A 19729-nucleotide genomic window follows, 5' to 3' on the forward strand; every position below is an offset into this window, starting at 1 on the left:
ACTATTTTCTCTTTGAATACTTTAATTTAAAGTAAACGAGCATAAAAGACAGGACAACAGTAACTGTGTTTGCAAGAATAATGGATATACTATTGCTGTATATCCCATAAATAAGCCACAGAATAATCCCGAGGGTGAACATAGAAAACATAGGTAGGCTCAGTCCTGAAACATCCTTTGTTTTCCAAGTCTTGTATACTTGGGGCACAAAGGATGCTGTAGTGAGAAAGGCTGCAATGAGCCCTATGATTTCGATGTTGTTTATTTCAGGCATCTATCCTACGATGTTCACAATTTTCCCAGGCACCACAATGACCTTTTTTGGCTCGCGGCCGTTTAAGTACATCTGTGTTTTCTCGTGTGCCATCACCGTTTTCTCGATTTCATCCTTTGACATATCAAGAGGTAGTTCTAACGTGAACTTCATTTTTCCATTAAATGAAATAGGATAGTTCTTTGTGCTTTCAACGAGATGACTTGCGTCAAAAATTGGGAATACTGCTTCCGAAATTGATTCATTGTGTCCCAGTTTTTCCCAGAGCTCCTCAGCAATGTGTGGCGCGTAGGGTGCGATAAGAATAACCAGTGGTTCAAGAATTGCACGAGAAGTACATTTTTGAGACGTAAGCTCATTTACTGCAATCATAAATGTAGAAACCGAAGTGTTAAATGAGAAGTTTTCGATATCCTCTTCTACTTTTTTAATGGTTTTATGAAGGGTCTTTAAGCTGTCTTTGCTTGCGCTTTCGTCCGTAACATTAAAAGACTCGTCTGCTCCAGAATGGTAGAGTTTCCATAATTTTTTAAGGAAGTTGTGTACCCCAGAGATTCCTGCGGTATTCCAAGGTTTTGCTTGTTCCAGTGGTCCAAGGAACATCTCGTACATACGTAAGGTGTCTGCTCCGTATTGCTCGCAAATCTCGTCTGGGTTTACCACATTACCTTTTGATTTAGACATTTTTTCAATCTCTCTCTCAACGAGATAAATTCCGTCCTTGGAAATAACTTGAAAATCTTTGTAATGTTTAAACATTTCAGAGTTTTTGAAGTCCTCTACGTTTAGCTCATTCGTAAATCCTTTTAGGAAATTAAGAAAAACTCTGACCTTTATTCTCGGGTCATAGTTTATTTCGAAATCCCACTGCTTTTTATCTCCGTATTTCTTTTCTAACCAAGATTCTAATTCTGCTGGAGTTTCTCCATTTTCAAGATTTTCATAATCCTTTTTTGAAATAAAAAATTTTTCTATTTTACTTTCCGAGTCCGAGAGTTTTATTTTGCATCCATATGCAAAAGCACTCTCCCCCAAAATCATACCTTGATTGATCATCTTTTGGAAAGGCTCATCCACACCCACAAAACCTCTGTCTTTTAAGAATTTCACCCAAAAACGAGAGTATAATAAGTGCCCCGTACCGTGCTCGGAGCCTCCTATGTATAGATCTACGTTGCCCCAATAGTCCAGTGCTTCTTTGCTGGCAAAAACTTCATCGCGCTTTGCCTTTTCCATATATCTAAAGAAATACCAGCTACTTCCTGCCCAACCGGGCATCGTGTTAAGCTCAAGAGGGTAAACTCCATTATCCTCGGAGTTCTCGACTGCGCTCGAACGGACAAGATCATTTGAAACTACTTTATTGTTCTTTGTATCCCACGCCCAAACATCGGCACGTCCTAACGGTGGCTCTCCTTCTTCGGTAGGAAGATATTTTTCTACTTCAGGGAGGACGATAGGTAAGTGCTGCGCATCTATCATTTTAGGAATACCATTCTTATAATACACTGGGAATGGCTCTCCCCAATAACGTTGACGGCTAAAAACTGCATCACGCAATCTATAGTTCGTTTTTCCTGTTCCTGCGCCTATTTTCTCTAACTCATAAATGGCAAGTTTTACAGCTTTCTTATATTTTAAACCGTTAAGAAAATCTGAGTTTGTGATTACGGTCGCTGCCTTATCTGAAAAGGCTTCTTCAGAAATATCTACGCCCTCAAAAACATTAGGAATAGGAATCCCAAAGTGTTTTGCAAAGTTATAATCTCGCTGGTCACCGCAAGGAACGGCCATCACGGCTCCGGTGCCATATCCTGCTAAAACATAATCGCCTATCCAGATAGGAATAGGCTCCTTTGTAAATGGATGCTCAGCATAAGCACCTGTAAATGCTCCAGAGATGGTCTTTACATCTGCCATACGGTCACGTTCAGAGCGTTTTGCAGTGACTTCGATATAAGCGTCAACTTCAGCTTTTTGTTCTGGGGTTGTGATTTCGTGAACTAAATCCAATTCTGGCGCAAGGGTCATAAACGAAACGCCAAAAATGGTGTCTGGACGTGTGGTAAATACTTCTATAAACGAGTTCTCGACTGTGCTCGAACGGACATCATTCTTAATTTTGAATTTTACTTGAGCACCAACCGATTTTCCAATCCAGTTACGCTGCACTTCTTTTATGGATTCGCTCCAGTCTATATTTTCTAGACCTTGTAATAATCGCTCTGCATACGCTGAGATTCGCATAGACCATTGGGTCATTTTCTTTCGGACTACGGGATGTCCTCCACGCTCGGAAACACCATTTACAATCTCATCGTTTGCAAGTACGGTTCCTAGTGCTGGGCACCAGTTTACTTCAGTTTCGGCAAGGTAGGTGAGGCGGTAGCCTAATAAGATATCTTGTTGTTCTTTTTCTGAAAAGGCATTCCATTCTTCGGCTGTAAAGGTTGCTATGCCTTCATCGCAAGCGGCATTTATTTGTGCGTTCCCCGCTTTCGCGAAAGCGGAAACCAAATCTTCAATATCCTCTGCTTTATTTGTATCATAATTGTACCAAGACTCAAACAGTTGGATAAAAATCCATTGTGTCCACTTGTAATATTGTGGATCTGAGGTGCGTACCTCGCGACTCCAGTCAAAGGAGAAACCTATTTTATCTAACTGTGCGCGGTATCCTGCAATCGTATTGCCTTGATTATCCACACCACCTTCGATGTTTACTTTTGTCGTTACGGCTGGGTGCTGTCCTGTCTGGATTGCATATTGCTCGGCTGGTAATCCAAAAGAGTCGTATCCCTGTGGATGCAGTACATTAAAGCCTTTTAACCGCTTGTAGCGTGCATATACATCACTCGCAATATATCCCAGTGGATGCCCTACGTGAAGCCCTGCGCCAGATGGGTAAGGAAACATATCGAGCACGTAATATTTAGGCTTTTCGCTCTCGTTAGAAGCGTGAAAAGTGCCTTTTTCTGCCCAGTATTTCTGCCATTTGGCTTCTATTGCATTAAAGTGGTATTTCATAATTTTATGTTTTTTCCGCTTGCGCGAAAGGGATTCAAGATTTAATAGAGTCAAGAATCAGAACTAATTTAGTACTGGTTTTGCTGTCCTTAAAACAAGTTTAGGAGGAATAGCAAAAGCCTTGTTTAAGCGGGCAAATTTACAATTATTTACGTGGAAAAGCTGGAGGATAATACAGCAGTCCGAATGAGATTTTGTTGCGTAACAGTGATCACAAAGAAAGCATTACCTAAAATTGACTTAAATATGAAATAAACTGTCCATTACTAAATACTATGACGATTTCATATCAATATGATTTTAAACCTTTAACTACTATTTGTCGTAAAATTATATATTTAAGCTTTTTATACATTTACTATGGCATTGAGAAATAAGAAAATACCATTCTGGATCATTACTATGGTGGTTCTTGCTGTTGTCATTAGCTTATATCCTATTGCTTTTGCATTGATACCTGGCGCAGATGGGCTCTTTCGAAGTAAGGCAGACGCACTTTTAAATAGCGCTTGGTACAAACCTATATTTTACGTTCATACTAGTTTTGGTGGAGTTGCGCTTCTTGTGGGTAGTACTCAGTTTTTTAAAAAGCTCAGACAGCGTAGGCTCAAACTGCATAGAACGCTGGGTAAAATCTATGTTATTTCTGTGATGATTAGTGGTCTTTCGGGACTTGTCGTTGCGGGGTATGCAACTGGAGGATGGATCGCTGTTTCTGGATTTACATTGCTCGGTATTGGCTGGCTTTGGACAACGGCATTGGCATATATCTCCGTAAGAAAAGTAAATATAAAAGCCCACGAACGATGGATGATATATAGTTATGCATTTTGTTTTAGTGCGGTGACATTGCGTATTTATCTTGGTTTAGGCATCGCTTCTGGAATGACCTTTATGGATTTCTATCCATACCTAGCCTGGCTGTGCTGGGTGCCTAATATTTTGTTTGCCAGATGGCGAGTTTCAGCGTTGCCCAGTACATTGTAATTACTTTTCTGTAATTTTAGGAAAAACATCAATCCTTATGAAAATTATAATCCAAAGTATGTTGCTATTTTTCTTAATTGCAACATCGAGCGTCATTGCACAAGTTAATCTCGACTATCAAAAACCTCCTAAAGAAATTCTGGATCTTGTAGATGTACCTCGGACACCTACAGTGGTAATGAATACAGAAGGAAATAAAATGCTTTTACTTTACCGTGATAGCTATAAAGACATCGCCACCCTATCTGAAGAAGAATTGAGACTGGGAGGCCTACGTATCAACCCAAAAACGAACATCGGGAGTAGGACCACCTATTACAACAACGTTAAAATCAAAGGCCTGGACGGTGCTCCTATGCAGGTAAAGGGACTTCCAGCAAATCCGAAACTGGCAAATTTCAGTTGGTCACCAGATGAAAGCAAGATGGCACTTACAAACACGGTTTCAAACGGTGTTGAGGTATGGGTGCTAGATGTGGCAACCGCTCAGGTTTCTAAAATTTCTGAACCTAAGGTCAATGCAAATATGGGAAATCCCATACGCTGGTTTAAGGATGGTAACGCTTTGCTGGTTAGGATGATTCCGCTTTCGCGAAAGGAGTTAATTAACACAGCCGCCGCAGTACCCACAGGACCTACAATATCTGTAAGTGACGGTGCCAAGGCTCAAAATAGAACCTATCAAGATCTATTACAAAATCCAAATGACGTGTTCAACTTTGAACAGCTGGCAACCTCTGCTCTTGTAAAGATTGATATGCAGGGTAAGACAACTCCATTTATGGATGCAGCAATGTATAGCGGGATTTCAGATTCTCCAGATGGGAAGTACTGGATGATAACAACTATCGAGAAGCCGTTTTCTTATATCGTGCCATACCGTCGCTTCCCCCAGGTGTCCGTGATTTATGATACGGATGGAAAGATGATAAAAGAAGTAAATAATGTGCCGCTTATCGAGGAGTTGCCTAAAGGATTTATGGCGGCCCGCAAGGGAAAACGCTCGATGCAGTGGCGTGATGACAAGCCAGCAACGCTGGTTTGGGCCGAAGTTTTAGATAGTGGTGACCCAGAGATTGATGTGGCTTTTAGAGATCAGGTGTGGATGCAAGAGGCTCCTTTCGCGCAAGCGCCACAAAAAGTATTAAAAACCATAAACCGTTTTAGTGGGATTGAATGGGGAGACGACAACACAGCAATTGCTTATGATTACTGGTGGAACACGCGTAATACAAAACAATACCTTTTTAATCCGTCAGACGGGAGCAACGAGGGAAAAGTGATTGTAGACCGGAATTACCAAGATGTGTACAGCGATCCCGGAGACTTTATGTCGCAGGAAAATGAATTTGGCCGCAATGTTCTTACGCTAGTAAAGGGAAAAGCGTACCGAATGGGAGATGGGTATACCGATAAAGGACAGTTTCCATTTATAGATGAGGTAAATCTCAAAACACAACAAACGAAGCGATTATACGAGTCAAAATACACTGATAAACTAGAGAATTTACAAGAGGCAATCGATATGAAAAAGGGTGAGATACTCGTTCGTATTGAGTCGCCTACGGAGTACCCTAATTATTACGTTCGCAATATCAAGAACGGAAAGTTAAAGCAGATTACGGCTTTTGACAATCCATTTGCAAGTATTCAAGATGTACATAAGGAAGTGATTACCTATAAACGTGATGACGGACTCGAGCTTACGGGGACCTTATACTTACCTGTAGGTTATGACAAAGTAAAAAAGGAGAAAAAGCCTATGATACTCTGGGCATATCCACGTGAATTTAAGGATAAGAATAGTGCTTCGCAGAGTACAGCAAACCCCAATGAGTTTACATATCCCTATTATGGAAGTATGCTCTACTGGGTAACTCGTGGTTACGTAGTGCTGGATGATGCGTCGTTTCCCATTGTAGGAGAAGGTGATGAAGAGCCTAATGATAGTTTTAGAAAGCAACTCGTAGCAAATGGTAAAGCAGCAATAGATGCGGTAGATGAACTAGGGTACATTGATCGGAATAGAGTAGGAGTAGGTGGTCATTCGTATGGCGCGTTTATGACGGCAAACTTGCTGTCGCATTCTGACCTTTTTGCAGCCGGTATTGCTCGCAGTGGGGCTTATAATAGGACATTGACACCCTTTGGTTTTCAGAGTGAGGAGCGCAGCTACTGGGAAGCCCCAGACGTGTACAACACGATGTCACCCTTTATGCATGCAGATAAAATGAAAACACCGTTACTTCTCGTACACGGTATTGCCGATAATAATTCTGGAACCTACCCACTACAAAGTGAACGCTACTTTAATGCGCTTAAGGGACTTGGAGCAACTGCCCGTCTTGTTATGTTGCCTAAAGAAAGTCACGGCTATGCGGCCAAAGAGTCTATACTTCATATGTTGTGGGAGCAAGACCAATGGCTAGAAAAGTATGTAAAAAATAGAGAAGTTTCTGAGATTAAGGATGAAGAAGAAATGAAAAATTAAGTAGTTACTTATTTTATAAAATGTAAACCACTTGACGTATGTTGAGTGGTTTTTTTTGCTTTTTATAAATACGTTTTTAGCGTATCGCAAAAGCGTAATAAGTTTTAAAAATGCTAATTTGTAACAAATTTATCATTTAACACACTTATTGTCATATATTTATGAGCGCAATTCCCTCTTCCTGCGTTTCTATTGTTGGGCACTCCTTGTCTAGCGATACTGTATTTATCATATAAACTCAAATGCACGACTATGAACAATAATCAATGGACTAAGGAAGAATTAAAAATCTACACTTTACTGCTTTGCGCTAAGGCAGATAATAATATATCTAAGGAGCAGCTAGACCTTATCAAGTCAAAAGTGGATACGGAAACTTTTGAAAAAATGCACCAAGAAATCCTCAAGGATTCCCAAGATGAGGGCCTATATAAAATTCAGAAAAATGTATCGTGGCTCCATTACACCGCTATGGAGCTGGGACAATTTAAGAAAGAAGTACATCAGGTTTTTATGACAGATAATAAGATGATGATGCGAGAAAGTATTGTCGATGAGATTCTAGACAATATCTTATATTAAGATGCTTCTACGATGCGACTTCTGTCCAACAAGGTAGAGCTATTCAAATGTATTTTACATTTTTGATGAGTAATCTTATAAAAGAAGAAAAACATAAGAATCTTATTTACACATATTTATACACGCAGTTCCCTCCTCTGGCGTGATAACCACCACCACAATGATCAAATTCTTTCGACGGATACGGCAACGTCTTTCTGACCCGAACGAAGGTAATAGCTCCTTACGAGCGAAAAACAATTCAGTAAATATCTGCTATCAATCATTGACAAAACGAGTCTTGTCGCGGGTAGATTTCTCATTGAATTAATCACTCAATAACGGATTTAATAACTAAAAGACGAAAAAGAAAAATAGCATTCACCATAAAACGGGCAAGCCGAAAACTGGATCAAAGTAGGCACAAATTGAAATAAAATGCTCTATAGAAAAACATCTAGTTGTGTTTTAGCGCAAGCGGACTCCCATTAAAAAAACAAAAGCAATAGGAAATCCCTAAGTTCTTAAACTTATATTAATTCCCTATGAATAAGCAATAACCATACTGCTATCCATAACAAGATATGTAATTTTGCCTAAAATAATTCAATGCAAAAAATCGGGCACTTCTTTTACGATTATCTTATAAACTTGGGTCTTTCAGAGAATGGTGCAAAGTATATAAATGCACTTATTCTAGGGATAATCCTTATGACGCTTGTCATTGTTGTCGATACGCTATTTAGAAAAGTGTTGCGTCGCGTGGCGTACAGGATTTCTAAACGTTCTAAAACGAATTTTGACGATTTGCTCATCAAGAATCGAGCACCTAGACGGGTGGCGCATCTTCTGCCATTGTATATGCTCTTGGTTTTGTTGCCAGTGGTACTCATCGATTTTCCAGAGACCCACCGCTTATTTTCTATTATGCTCACATTGGTGGGAATTGTGCTTGCATTGCGTATTATTAGGGCCTTCCTCCATACGCTTAGAGACTATTTTAAGACAGTTCCCGGACTAAGAGATAAACCCATAGACAGTTATATCCAGGTCTTTATGATCTTTGCCTGGGTGTTTATGATATTCTTTGCTATCAGTTTAGTGACGCCTATTTCCCTTAAAGAGGCGCTTACCACTTTTGGGGCGGCATCAGCAATTATATTATTGATTTTTAAGGATACGATTCTTGGTTTTGTAGCCAGTATTCAAGTGTCCATAAACGATATGGTACGTATAGGAGACTGGGTTACCTTCGATAAATATGGAGCAGATGGCGATGTGATCGAGATCAATCTTGCAACCGTTAAGGTGCAAAACTTTGATATGACCATCACAACCATCCCGACCTACGCGCTTATTGCCGACTCTTTTAAAAACTGGCGCGGGATGACAGATAGTGAAGGTCGCCGTATTAAGCGTTCACTACTCATTAAACAAGACAGCATCAAGTTCCTTTCTGATGATGAAATAGAGCGTTTTAAAAAAATCCATCTCGTGTCTTCCTACTTATCAAATATGGAGGATAAAATAGATAAGATGAATGAAGAGAGCAATGCGGATAAGTCGCTATTGCTTAACGGTACAAATCTCACAAACGTAGGCGTTTTCCGTAAATACATGGAAACCTATATTCAAGGTCACAGCGCCATCCACAAGGAAATGCTGTTAATGTGTCGCCAGCTAGCACCTACGGCACAGGGTGTTCCTCTAGAAGTATACTGTTTTAGTAAAGACAAAAAGTGGGAAAACTACGAGTATATAATGGCAGATCTCTTTGACCATTTTCTAGCAGCAGTCCCTTACTTTGATCTTGAGCTTTTCGAATATCCAAGCAGTCAGAAAGAAGCGCCGTTCGTGCCAGGGGAGATGGAGTAGCTCCATACGATGGAAATTACTTTTTGGATCATCTTCTGTAACATTTTATATTTTTTTGCGTTCTTATAGTCTCACAATGAGCTTGTCTGGCTATGATAACTTGTCGTGATTATTCATCAATCAATCTTTTGTTGTGGATTTTTCTTTCGCTTACGCGAAAATTTTAAAGAAGCCACACAAAACCAACCTAACGAACCAAAGTTATGATCCAATCCTTCTTTATCCTCTGCTCTGGAGCAGACCGTGACGTGCTCGACACTTGCTCCCGAGGCGAAAAAACAAAGTACGCAGGCATAGGCGCCACCGTTTTCTTTACAGCCGTACTCGCAACCATTGCGGCTACTTACGCACTTTTTACTGTTTTTGACAACATCTATCGTGCTATTTTATTTGGCATCCTTTGGGGATTTGTCATCTTTAATCTAGATCGTTTTATTGTTTCGACACTAAAAAAACGCAATCAATGGTGGAAGGAGTTCGGGATGGCCATCCCGCGATTAATCCTCGCGGTTATAATCGCAATAGTCATCTCAAAACCACTAGAACTTAAAATTTTTGAAAAGGAAATTGACAGGGTAATGCTTTCGCAAAAAAATGAGTTTACCGTTCAGAACCAGGGCGAAATCCTAGCGCAGTTCACACCTGAAACAAACAAACTGGATGCTCAAATCGCCGATTTAAAATCTGAAATCACCACTAAAGAAACCGAAGTAAATAACCTCTACGACATCTACATCGCCGAAGCCGAAGGAACCGCAGGCACAGAACTTTTGGGCAAAGGTCCCGTCTATCAAGAAAAGCGAGACAAGCACGACGCCGCTTTAGCCGAACTCACGGCCCTCAAAGCAGAAAACGCGCAGAAAATCGCTTTCGCGGAAGCGGAAAAAATAGGGTTAAGAGATGAATTTAACACCGCAGTGAGTACCAGCCAGCCTATTATCAACAACTTTGATGGACTGATGGCACGCATCGATGCTATGAACGAATTGCCATGGTTGCCATCACTCTTTATTTTCTTATTGTTTCTGGCGATTGAAACCGCACCCATTTTCTCAAAACTAATCTCCCCTATGGGCGAGTACGATATTAAACTTGCAGACCACGAGATGACCATTAAGGAGTGGAGCGCTCAGAAGGCCGCACAGCGCAAGGTTCTCACACAAACGGACCATATCCTTAACGACCGCATCTACACGGACATTGCAAATGATGAGGAACTGTACAACTACAAAAAGAAAATGGCAAAAGAAATTATGAAACGCCAGCAAGATGCCTTTTATCGCAGGCAGACTAAGATTTTGGGCTAGAGTAACCTCTCCGTTTGAGCGCAATTAAATATTCAGTTTAGCGCGTCTGTTCGAGCGCAGTCGAGAACTCGATTGGGCTTGCATATTGTGAATGAATCTATCTGCCTTAAAAGTACTATTGTTGTAGTCAATTTACTTTTCAAACATTTCTTGATTGTATATCTTGGCTATATAAAATCGATGTATTTATATGGCCATTACTCACACCGTTTTTTCAACTGCACAAGTAACAGAAATCCTAAATAATAATTATGGATTGAAGGGTAAAGCGACCATTTTACCAGGCGAACTCGACCAGAATTTTAAAATCGTTTCTGATAATGGAGGCACCTTTATTCTAAAAATATCACGTCCAAATACGGATTCTGATGAACTCGAGTTTCAGAATGCACTTTTACAATATCTAGAAAAAACGCGGCCCAATATTCCTGCGCCCCGAGTAAAAAATACTTTAAATAATCGGGATTTATTGCAACTTAAAGATGAGCAAGGAAACAGTCGCTACATTAGATTAATCACTTGGATAGACGGTCGTTTGTGGAATCACGTAAATCCTAAAACAGAAAACCTCACTCTAAGTTTGGGTCGTAAAGCAGGAGACATCACGATGGCTCTCGCGGGATTTGACCATCCTTTTGCACATCGGGAGTTAGCTTGGGATACTGCGCAATCCCTTTGGATAAAGGAAAAGTTGTCTCTTTTTAATGGAGAGGAATTAGCAATCGTTTCTGGTCTAGTTTCTAGATTTGATGAAGTACAAACGACCTATCAGGAATTGCCAAAACAGGTTGTACATAATGATGCAAACGAGAATAACATCTTAGTTTCTACAGATGTTAGAAAACCTGAGGTAGCGGCAATTATAGATTTTGGCGACGCAATTTACACCCAGCGCATTAATGATCTAGGCATCGCCTGTGCTTATGCAAGTATGGGGCATCTGGAGCCGTTGCGAGCAATTTTACCACTCATAAATGGATATCACGAGCAATGCATACTAACTGAGGCAGAGCTAGAGCATCTTTACATCACCATCCAGATGCGGCTGGCCACCACGGTCACAAAAGCCGCAATGAATCGTCTTTCCGAACCTGAAAACACGTATCATTTTGTAAGCGAGCAACCTGCTTGGGAAGCATTGAAAAAATGGCAAAAGATAGACGAGGAATTTGCTTTGGTGCGCTTTCGCGAAATATGCGGTCTCACGCCACACCCATCAAGAAGAGCGTTTGACGAATGGATCTCACAACAAGATTTTAATTTAGAACAACTTTTCCCGACCATTAATCGAACCGAAGTGCATCCGCTGGATTTAAGTGTTTTCAGCACTTGGATAGGACACGAAATAGACTTCAATAATCTAGACTGGTTTCAGTATAAAATAGATCAACTACAAAAGGAGGTGCCAGATAAAATTATTGCAGGCGGATACCTAGAACCCAGACCGCTCTATACTGATGATAGTTTTGATACAAAAGGCGATTATGGAAATCAGAGTAGGAGCGTACATCTAGGGGTAGACTTTTGGCTTCCAGCAGGAACTCCTGTGCACGCTATTTTAGAAGGAGAAGTGGTCACGGCAACCTACCAAAAACAGCATAAAAACTACGGTGGTCTTATTATTCTAAAACACCAAGAAGGCGAACTTACATTTTACACTTTGTACGGTCATTTGTCTCGAGTGATTACGGAGGCTGTGCGCGTAGGCGATCTTGTCAAAAGTGGAGGATGCATAGGCTATTTAGGCGCACCGGACGATAACGGTGCTTGGGCGCCACATTTGCATTTTCAGGTGCATCTTTCGCTATTAAATTATGTAGATGATTTTCCTGGCGTAGCCTTTCAGCACGAGATTGAGAGTTGGCAAAGTATCTGTCCCGACCCGATGCAGTTGTTTGGGATAGATACGCTACTTCGACCCCGCTCAGCACAGGTTTCGCGAAATCGAGCTTGCGAGATTCACGACCAAAGGGAGAGCGAAGCGGTAAAGCGTAAAAAACAACCTTCAAAAGAGCATATTAAAAACTACCGCTCTGAGCATCTAGGCCGAGGAATGAGCCTGCAATACAAAGAGCCGCTCCATATCGTAAGGGGTAACGGGGCATACTTGTTGGACGAGAACGGAAGAAAATATCTGGATACTGTAAATAATGTAGCGCACGTAGGTCACGAGCATCGGGCTGTGGTGGAAGCAGGGCGCGATCAAATGGCAGTCCTAAACACAAACTCAAGATATCTGCATCAGAATATTGTAGATTTTTCTGAGGCTTTGCTGGAAACGCTTCCATCAGAACTTTCTGTTTTGCATTTTGTAAATTCTGGAAGTGAGGCAAACGAACTCGCTATCCGAATGGCAAGAGCAGTAACGGGAAGTCGGCAAGTGATCGCCTCAGAAATAGGCTACCACGGGAATACAAATATGACTGTGGATATAAGCTCCTATAAATTTGATGGAAAAGGAGGGACGGGAGCTCCAGATTTCACCCATATTTTTCCATTGCCAGACGCTTTTAGAGGAAAACATCGAGGGGCAAACGCTGGCGCAAAATATCTGGCTGAAGTTGAGAATTGTATTAAAAACATTCATAACAAAAACGAAAGTGTAGGAGCGTTTATCATAGAGAGTATCATTAGCTGTGGAGGGCAAATTGAACTTCCAGAAGGGTTTTTAAAAGGAGCCTTTGACGCAGTTAGAAAAGCGGGAGGTATTTGTATTTCTGATGAGGTACAAACTGGTGTAGGTCGTGTGGGAAAAAACTTTTGGGGATTTGAGTTGCACGATGTGGTTCCAGATATTGTAACCATAGGAAAACCTATAGGTAATGGGCACCCACTTGCAGTCGTCGCCTGTACTCGAGAAGTGGCAGATGCTTTTGCAAACGGGATGGAATTCTTTAATACATTTGGTGGGAACCCTGTTTCCTGCGCGATAGGAAAAACAGTATTAGATACTGTTAGAAATGAGAATCTTCAACAACACGCGTTTGATGTAGGTGCGTTCCTAAAAACCGAATTACAAAATCTCGCCAAAGATTTCCCGATCATTGCAGACGTAAGAGGACAAGGATTATTTCTAGGTTTTGAACTGCTAGACACTACGATGAGACCATTACCAGACCATGCAGATTATCTCGTAAACAGAATGAAGGAACACAGCATCCTTATGAGCACAGATGGTGCAGACCATAATGTGATTAAAATCAAACCACCTATGGTGTTTTCAAAAGAGAATGCGGAGACGTTGCTTTATTATTTGAGAAAGGTGTTTCAAGAGGATTTTATGCGTGTATGAAATGCACAAAATCATCACAGGTGCGAAATTAATTCCGCACCTGTGATGAATAATTAATTCGCAGATTAAAACTTCCTATCTGGATGAAAAGCATCAATCCCCATACTTAAAGATGCTTCATCTATAATTTCCTGCACTAATTTCCCCGTACTCGGACCCAGACTCCAGCCCATCATCGCGTGCCCTGTGGCAATCGTAAGGTTTTTGCATTTCTCACTCTTACCTATAAAGGGCATCCCATCTGGAGAAACAGGACGCAATCCGCAGGCGGCGTCACTTTTTTCTTCGGAGGTGACGTGTACGTTTGGGAAGTATTTTGATACACCTTCGGCGATGGAGTCTACACGTTTTTTGTTGATGCTGTGATTTATTCCCGCGATTTCCATTGTTCCCGCAAAACGGGTAAATCCATTCATAGGTGTGATGGCGACCTTAGCTTCGGCGAGAATAGAAGGGTAGGTAATTCCCGTTTCTTTTGTAGTCTGTATGCGATATCCTTTTCCTGCTTGAAGGAGTAGTTTGAGGTTTAGCTTTCGCGAAAGCGTACTCGTCCAACTCCCAGCCGCAAGGACAAATTCGTCTGCTTTTAATGTTTCTTTATTTGTAATGACGGAAGTAATTTTGCCATTATCAGTATTCAAATCCACAACCTTTTCCTCTTGCCGAATGATAACACCTTTCTTTAAAAGATGCGTTTTCATCTCCCTCATAAATTCACCCGGAGTAGTATGGTGGTCACATTCAAAATAGGAAGCACCCACGATATCCAGCGTAGTATCTGGCATCATTTCTTGAACCTCCTTTGCCGAAATAGTGCGTGCAACAAGCCCTTCTTTTACTGCAATTTGGGCGAGTTCATCCTCGTGATGTAAGGCCTGTTCCGTCTTACAAAGCATTAGTAATCCTTTCTTCTCCAGCTGAAAATTAAAACCTTCCTCTTGCTTGATTTGGTGATACAAATCCCTGCCCAAAACCGCAATTTCCTTCATCACAGGAATAGATTTGCGTACGTGAGTCGCATTACAAGACCGATTAAAAGCCAGCGACCATTTTATAAAATCAGGATTCAATCGTGGCTTTATGTACAGCGGACTTTTAGGATTAAACATCCACTTTATCCCTTGCTTCATCACTCCAGGTGCTGCGAGCGGTACGAGGTGGCTGGGGGAAAGATATCCCGCATTTACATAGGAGGCTCCGCCATCCATTTTTGAGGCGTCAATCACGGTTACCTGATGTCCAGATTTTTCTAAAAAATAAGCACAGGAAAGACCAATGATGCCACCACCTACTACTATTATGTTTTTTTGAACTGCCACTTATCTATAAATTACAGTCTTAATTAGATCACCGAAAACCCAAACGCATACGGATCTTCTTCATCTATTGTGATTGTATTATGTCCATATACCCTCGCCCATCCCTGAATGCTCGGGATAATGGCTTTATATACTCCTAAAGTCATTTCTTTTTCCACCCGTCCTACAAAAGTCGACCCTATAAAACTTTCGTGTACAAAAGGTTGTCCTATTTCTAGTTTTCCTCTAGCATACAATTGAGCCAGCCTCGCCGAAGTTCCCGTCCCACAGGGACTACGATCAATCGCTTTATCTCCATAAAAAACGGCATTGCGCCCGTCTGAAGTAATATCTATTGGGTTTCCTGTCCACAGCATATGAGTAACATCCTTTATAGTTGGATTTTCTGGGTGGATAAATTGATTGGGATATTTTTTATTAATCAGTTCGCGCAGCACTTGGCTCAATGAAATTATCTCGCTTGCGCGAAAGTCATGAACGCCAGAAAAGTTCTCTTGAGGATCAACAATCGCATAATAATTCCCACCATAAGCAACGTCAAAAGTGATCTTGCCCAAAGTAGGACATTTGATGGTTAAATCCTTAGCCGCAAGAAAGGAAGGAACATTTGTGAGCTTTACCCAGTCTACCTTATCTCCAGTTTGCTGATAATCAATTTCTACAAGACCAGCGGGAGCTTCCATCCTGATTTTCCCTGGGGTTTTAGGTTTTACGATTCCTTCTTCTATAGCAATCGTAATCGTACCTATCGTACCGTGACCGCACATAGGGAGACAGCCGGAAGTCTCAATAAAGAGTATCGCAAAGTCATTTTTTGGATCGTGAGGTGGAAAAAGAATGCTCCCACTCATCATATCGTGACCGCGAGGCTCAAACATCAACCCTTTGCGTATCCAGTCGTACTCTTTGAGGAAATGTTGTCTTTTCTCACTCATTGTATTTCCTATGAGTTGTGGGCCTCCTTGTACTACAAGTCTCACAGGATTGCCACAAGTGTGGGCGTCTATGCAGGTGAAGGTGTGTTTCATAGTTTTATTAAATTTCCGCGAAGGCGGAAATCTCATCAAGGTTATACTAATTTTTTATTTTTTCTCCTTCTCAATCCACTCCCGAACCCGTCTATCTAAAATAGCTAAAGTCACCGTACCTTGCTCCAGCACTATCTCGTGAAATTCTCGGATGTCAAATTGTGCTCCTAATTCTTCCTCGGCAAGTGTTCGTAGTTCTCTAATTTTGAGTTCGCCCATTTTGTAGGCAAGTGCTTGTCCGGGCCACGAGATATAGCGGTCTGTTTCTGTGTTTACTTCGTGTATGGACAGCGCTGTGTTTTGAGACATATAATCTACCACCTGCTGGCGGGTCCAGCCTTTGGCATGTATTCCAGTATCGACTACCAGACGGCAAGCGCGCCACATCTCGTAGGTGAGTTGGCCAAAACGCTCATAGGGCGTGGTGTACATTCCCATTTCGGCGGCGAGGTATTCACAGTAGAGTCCCCAGCCTTCGCCATACGCATTTACATACATATTACGTCGAAATTGCGGTATGCTATCGCCCAATTCTTGTGTGAGCGAACCCTGTAAATGATGTCCAGGAACAGCCTCGTGTACGGTAAGCGCTGGCAATGTGTATAATGTCCGGCTTGGTAGGTCGTAAGTATTTACCCAATAATATCCTGGGCTTGTGCTGCCCTTTGCACTTCCTACGTAGCGACCTCCTGTATATTTGGGAGCGATGGCATCTGGTACGGGGGCAACACCATAGGGTTTGCGAGGTAGTGTTTTGAAGAATCTAGGTAATTGCGCATCTGCTCGTTTTGCCATATCCCGGGCAATCATTAAAAGTTCTTCTGGTGTTTTTGCATAAAATTGCTCGTCTGTACGCAGGAATTGTAGGAAATCTGCAAAGGAGCCTTTAAAGTTTACCTCCTTGATAATGTCCTCCATTTGCGCTTTGATACGGGCAACTTCGGATAATCCTTTGTTATGAATTTCGTCTGCGGTTATGTCTAGCGTTGTGTAATAGTTGATGCGGTTTTGATAGTATTCCTTGCCGTTTGGCGTGTCAGATACGCCTATGGATGTTCGTGTTTTTGGGAAATATTCTGTTTCAAAGAAGGTCTTTACTTTCTTGAAGGAAGGAACCACGCTCTTTTCTATAGCCACTTTTGCTTGAGCGAGAAGTGAATCTTTTTGCTTTCGCGAAAGCGTACTCGGCAATGTCAGAAAAGGCTCATAATAAAAGCTCGTTTTATGATCGTCTACAATCTGAGAGTCGTAGGTGCTTTCATAACCGTTAAATATAACGCGAGGTTGCGACATTCCTTTTTCTAATCCTTCGCGTAGCAAGGGCAAATACTGCTCGACTACATCTGGAAGCGCATTGAGTCTGTTGAGATAGGATTTTGCTTGCTCGTAACTTGTGATGGGGCGTACCATATAATTCCAACTACTATGAAATCCAGAGTCAGACAACAGCGGATTCAGATAGCTTTCATATTCAAAATAATCTATGGTTTCCTGCAGTCTGAATTTGAGCAATTCTAGCGATATCGATTCTGTTTCGGTCAATGATTCTGGCGAGATGGCGTTTAATGTTGCAAGTTGCGCTTTCGCAAAAGCGGCATCATCTTCAAACACCTTTTTTGAAAACAGTCCCATAGGGTACTTCCCATAGTCCACACTATTTCGGTTTTGAACCGTATCAATTACTGCCGAAAGTCGCTCCGAGGCCGTCTGCGCCGAAAGTGGAAGAAAAAATAGTGCTAGCAAAAAGGTATTGACTGCTTTCATAATATTGATATTATTTTAAATACTCTGGTAACAGCGCTTCAGGAAAATCCTGAAAACTAAACGGACGTACCCAGCGCAGGATGCTATGATTCCCCACCGCCGTAAACCGGCTGTCTGTACTCGCAGGATAAGGACCACCGTGTGTCATTGCATCCTCCACGGCAACTCCTGTGGGAACACCATTAAAAATAATACGACCCACTTTTTCTTGTAACCCTGTTGTGATTTCTTGTAATTCATTTAATTCTTCATCTTCGGCAATCAGGGTTGCCGTGAGCTGTCCTTCTAAGGTGTGAATAATTTTGAGGAGCTCATCTGTATCTTGCGACTGAACAACGAGCGAGAAAGGGCCAAAAACCTCTTGCTGTAAGGTGGAATTCTTAAGAAAATGCTTTCCAGAAACTGTTGCTATTTGTGCTTGAGCCATATTATCTCCCGATGCATTCTGGGTGGTAGCAACTATTTTTAAGCCCTCTTGAGATTGCATTTCCTGAGTATTTTTTACGTATGTTTTTACAATGTTGGGACCTAACATACATTGTGCATCTAGCGCGGCGGTCTTATCTGCAAGATCTTGAACAAAGGCGGTTGTTTCGTCGCTCACTACTGTAAGAATGAGTCCTGGGTTTGTACAAAATTGTCCTGCGCCCATCGTAATGGAACCTGCATAGGTTTCGGCAAGTTCGGCACCTCTTTTTTTGATGGCTTTTGTGGTAATTATGACGGGATTGATGCTACCCATTTCGGCAAAAACCGGGATGGGGGAATCCCGTTTTGCTGCCAAATTGAACAGCGCCCTCCCGCCTTTATGACTTCCTGTAAAACCAACCGCTTTTATGGCTGGATGTTTTACGAGTTGTTCTCCCACTTCAATCCCAGAACTGTTTAGATTTGAGAAAACTCCATCTGGAATATCGCAAGATTGCGCCGCTTTTGTAATTGCTGTGGCAATCATTTCTCCTGTTCCTGAATGCATAGGGTGTGACTTTACAATTACGGGACACCCAGAAGCAAGGGCACTAGCCGTGTCTCCTCCTGCTGTAGAAAATGCCAATGGGAAATTACTAGCTCCAAAAACGGCAATAGGTCCGATAGGGATCAAGGCTTTTCTAAGCCCATTGTTTTCTCCAGTCTTGGTGGGGTTGCGCCAGTCGTCATTTTCTACAAGGTCTGCAAACATTCTGAGTTGGCCCAGGGTGCGTCCTCGCTCTCCATTAGCCCTTCCTTCTGGCAATGCACTTTCGGTAGTGTACATCTGGATGAGCGATTCGCCTAGTGCTTCAATTTCGGAGGCAATGGTTCTTAAAAATTTGGCACGTTCAGTACCTGTAGTTTTGGAATAGGAAGTGAAGGCATCTTTTGCTTTTGCGCAAGCGGTATCAATTTCCGATTGCGTCGCTTCGTGGAATGTAGTAGGATTAGTAGCGTTTGTTTTTGGATTTATAGTGTGATAGGTCTTTGAGCCTTGGGCACTTTGATTAAAACCTATTTGATTTTTTCCTGTTATCATAAGTTGTGTTTCTTTTTATGTGCCTCTATATCTACGGGCTTGTAAACCCGCTTCGTCGAAACGGGATATTTTTCTAGTAATTCTTTTGGTCTAACGGGTCTCCTTTCAAAACCACCACCGCAATTAGGGCAAATTTTGCGTAAAACATTTTCCACACAGTCCTTGCAAAACGTACATTCAAACGTACATATCATTGCCTCTGTTGAATCGTAGGGTAATGATTTGTCACAATGTTCACAAGAGGGTCTTATCTCTAACATTATAGATTAAATTTCTCGTTCCTCCGCCCCAAAG

General features: G+C 41.7%; 13 protein-coding genes. 6 read left to right on the plus strand and 7 right to left on the minus strand.

From position 1 onward, the window contains the following. Window position 1 precedes the first annotated feature (1 nt). Complete coding sequence (locus EAX61_RS08905) at window positions 2-274, minus strand: SemiSWEET family sugar transporter (RefSeq protein ID WP_201739438.1); 273 nt, start codon at window positions 272-274, stop codon at window positions 2-4. Further along, on the minus strand, window positions 275-3301 hold the full coding sequence (locus EAX61_RS08910; protein ID WP_121917337.1) for a class I tRNA ligase family protein: 3027 nt from the start codon (window positions 3299-3301) through the stop codon (window positions 275-277). A 360-nt stretch (window positions 3302-3661) separates the two neighbouring features. On the opposite strand from EAX61_RS08910, the gene EAX61_RS08915 reads away from it, so the two are divergent. The 6 genes from EAX61_RS08915 (at window position 3662) to EAX61_RS08940 (ending at window position 13814) form a co-directional block, all read left to right on the plus strand. After that, complete coding sequence (locus EAX61_RS08915; protein ID WP_236642015.1) at window positions 3662-4288, plus strand: DUF2306 domain-containing protein; 627 nt, start codon at window positions 3662-3664, stop codon at window positions 4286-4288. A gap of 37 nt (window positions 4289-4325) precedes the next feature. Next, the gene (locus EAX61_RS08920; RefSeq protein ID WP_121917338.1) at window positions 4326-6779 is read left to right on the plus strand and encodes an alpha/beta hydrolase family protein; all 2454 of its coding nucleotides are present in this window, start codon (window positions 4326-4328) and stop codon (window positions 6777-6779) included. A 252-nt stretch (window positions 6780-7031) separates the two neighbouring features. Next, window positions 7032-7361, plus strand: a complete 330-nt coding sequence (locus EAX61_RS08925) for a hypothetical protein (protein ID WP_121917339.1) — start codon at window positions 7032-7034, stop codon at window positions 7359-7361. A gap of 588 nt (window positions 7362-7949) precedes the next feature. Beyond that, complete coding sequence (locus tag EAX61_RS08930) at window positions 7950-9215, plus strand: mechanosensitive ion channel family protein (protein WP_121917340.1); 1266 nt, start codon at window positions 7950-7952, stop codon at window positions 9213-9215. 203 nt (window positions 9216-9418) lie between these two features. Further along, window positions 9419-10522: a DUF4407 domain-containing protein gene (locus EAX61_RS08935; protein WP_121917341.1), complete on the plus strand. Its 1104-nt coding sequence runs from the start codon at window positions 9419-9421 to the stop codon at window positions 10520-10522. Between the two features lie 190 nt (window positions 10523-10712). Continuing rightward, window positions 10713-13814 carry an aminotransferase class III-fold pyridoxal phosphate-dependent enzyme gene (locus EAX61_RS08940; protein ID WP_121917342.1) on the plus strand — a complete coding sequence of 1034 codons (3102 nt, stop codon included), beginning with the start codon at window positions 10713-10715 and terminating at the stop codon, window positions 13812-13814. 65 nt (window positions 13815-13879) lie between these two features. Here the strand turns inward: EAX61_RS08940 and EAX61_RS08945 are convergent, their stop codons facing one another. From EAX61_RS08945 to EAX61_RS08965, 5 genes are read right to left on the minus strand one after another with little or no spacing between them, the layout of a single operon-like run. Beyond that, complete coding sequence (locus tag EAX61_RS08945; RefSeq protein ID WP_121917343.1) at window positions 13880-15133, minus strand: NAD(P)/FAD-dependent oxidoreductase; 1254 nt, start codon at window positions 15131-15133, stop codon at window positions 13880-13882. Window positions 15134-15156: 23 nt separating this feature from the next. Further along, window positions 15157-16161: a 4-hydroxyproline epimerase gene (locus EAX61_RS08950; protein WP_121917344.1), complete on the minus strand. Its 1005-nt coding sequence runs from the start codon at window positions 16159-16161 to the stop codon at window positions 15157-15159. 54 nt (window positions 16162-16215) lie between these two features. Continuing rightward, complete coding sequence (locus EAX61_RS08955; protein WP_121917345.1) at window positions 16216-17925, minus strand: DUF885 domain-containing protein; 1710 nt, start codon at window positions 17923-17925, stop codon at window positions 16216-16218. A 10-nt stretch (window positions 17926-17935) separates the two neighbouring features. Then, window positions 17936-19435 carry an aldehyde dehydrogenase (NADP(+)) gene (locus EAX61_RS08960; RefSeq protein ID WP_121917346.1) on the minus strand — a complete coding sequence of 500 codons (1500 nt, stop codon included), beginning with the start codon at window positions 19433-19435 and terminating at the stop codon, window positions 17936-17938. Next, window positions 19432-19695 (minus strand): DUF1272 domain-containing protein, encoded by a 264-nt coding sequence (locus EAX61_RS08965; RefSeq protein WP_121917347.1) that lies wholly within the window; start codon window positions 19693-19695, stop codon window positions 19432-19434. Before EAX61_RS08965 ends, EAX61_RS08960 begins: the two co-directional genes overlap by 4 nt. Between the last annotated feature and the right edge of the window lie 34 nt (window positions 19696-19729).

This window comes from Dokdonia sinensis, from assembly GCF_003688895.1.
GTDB classification, from domain to species: Bacteria; Bacteroidota; Bacteroidia; order Flavobacteriales; family Flavobacteriaceae; genus Dokdonia; species Dokdonia sinensis.

Excerpts from the sequence above, each read along its gene's own strand:
- EAX61_RS08960 (WP_121917346.1), bottom strand. The coding sequence starts at position 19,435 with ATGATAACAGGAAAAAATCAAATAGGTTTTAATCAAAGTGCCCAAGGC.
- EAX61_RS08905 (WP_201739438.1), bottom strand. The coding sequence starts at position 274 with ATGCCTGAAATAAACAACATCGAAATCATAGGGCTCATTGCAGCCTTT.
- EAX61_RS08930 (WP_121917340.1), top strand. The coding sequence starts at position 7,950 with ATGCAAAAAATCGGGCACTTCTTTTACGATTATCTTATAAACTTGGGT.
- EAX61_RS08935 (WP_121917341.1), top strand. The coding sequence starts at position 9,419 with ATGATCCAATCCTTCTTTATCCTCTGCTCTGGAGCAGACCGTGACGTG.
- EAX61_RS08910 (WP_121917337.1), bottom strand. The coding sequence starts at position 3,301 with ATGAAATACCACTTTAATGCAATAGAAGCCAAATGGCAGAAATACTGG.
- EAX61_RS08955 (WP_121917345.1), bottom strand. The coding sequence starts at position 17,925 with ATGAAAGCAGTCAATACCTTTTTGCTAGCACTATTTTTTCTTCCACTT.
- EAX61_RS08920 (WP_121917338.1), top strand. The coding sequence starts at position 4,326 with ATGAAAATTATAATCCAAAGTATGTTGCTATTTTTCTTAATTGCAACA.
- EAX61_RS08915 (WP_236642015.1), top strand. The coding sequence starts at position 3,662 with ATGGCATTGAGAAATAAGAAAATACCATTCTGGATCATTACTATGGTG.
- EAX61_RS08965 (WP_121917347.1), bottom strand. The coding sequence starts at position 19,695 with ATGTTAGAGATAAGACCCTCTTGTGAACATTGTGACAAATCATTACCC.
- EAX61_RS08925 (WP_121917339.1), top strand. The coding sequence starts at position 7,032 with ATGAACAATAATCAATGGACTAAGGAAGAATTAAAAATCTACACTTTA.
- EAX61_RS08940 (WP_121917342.1), top strand. The coding sequence starts at position 10,713 with ATGGCCATTACTCACACCGTTTTTTCAACTGCACAAGTAACAGAAATC.
- EAX61_RS08950 (WP_121917344.1), bottom strand. The coding sequence starts at position 16,161 with ATGAAACACACCTTCACCTGCATAGACGCCCACACTTGTGGCAATCCT.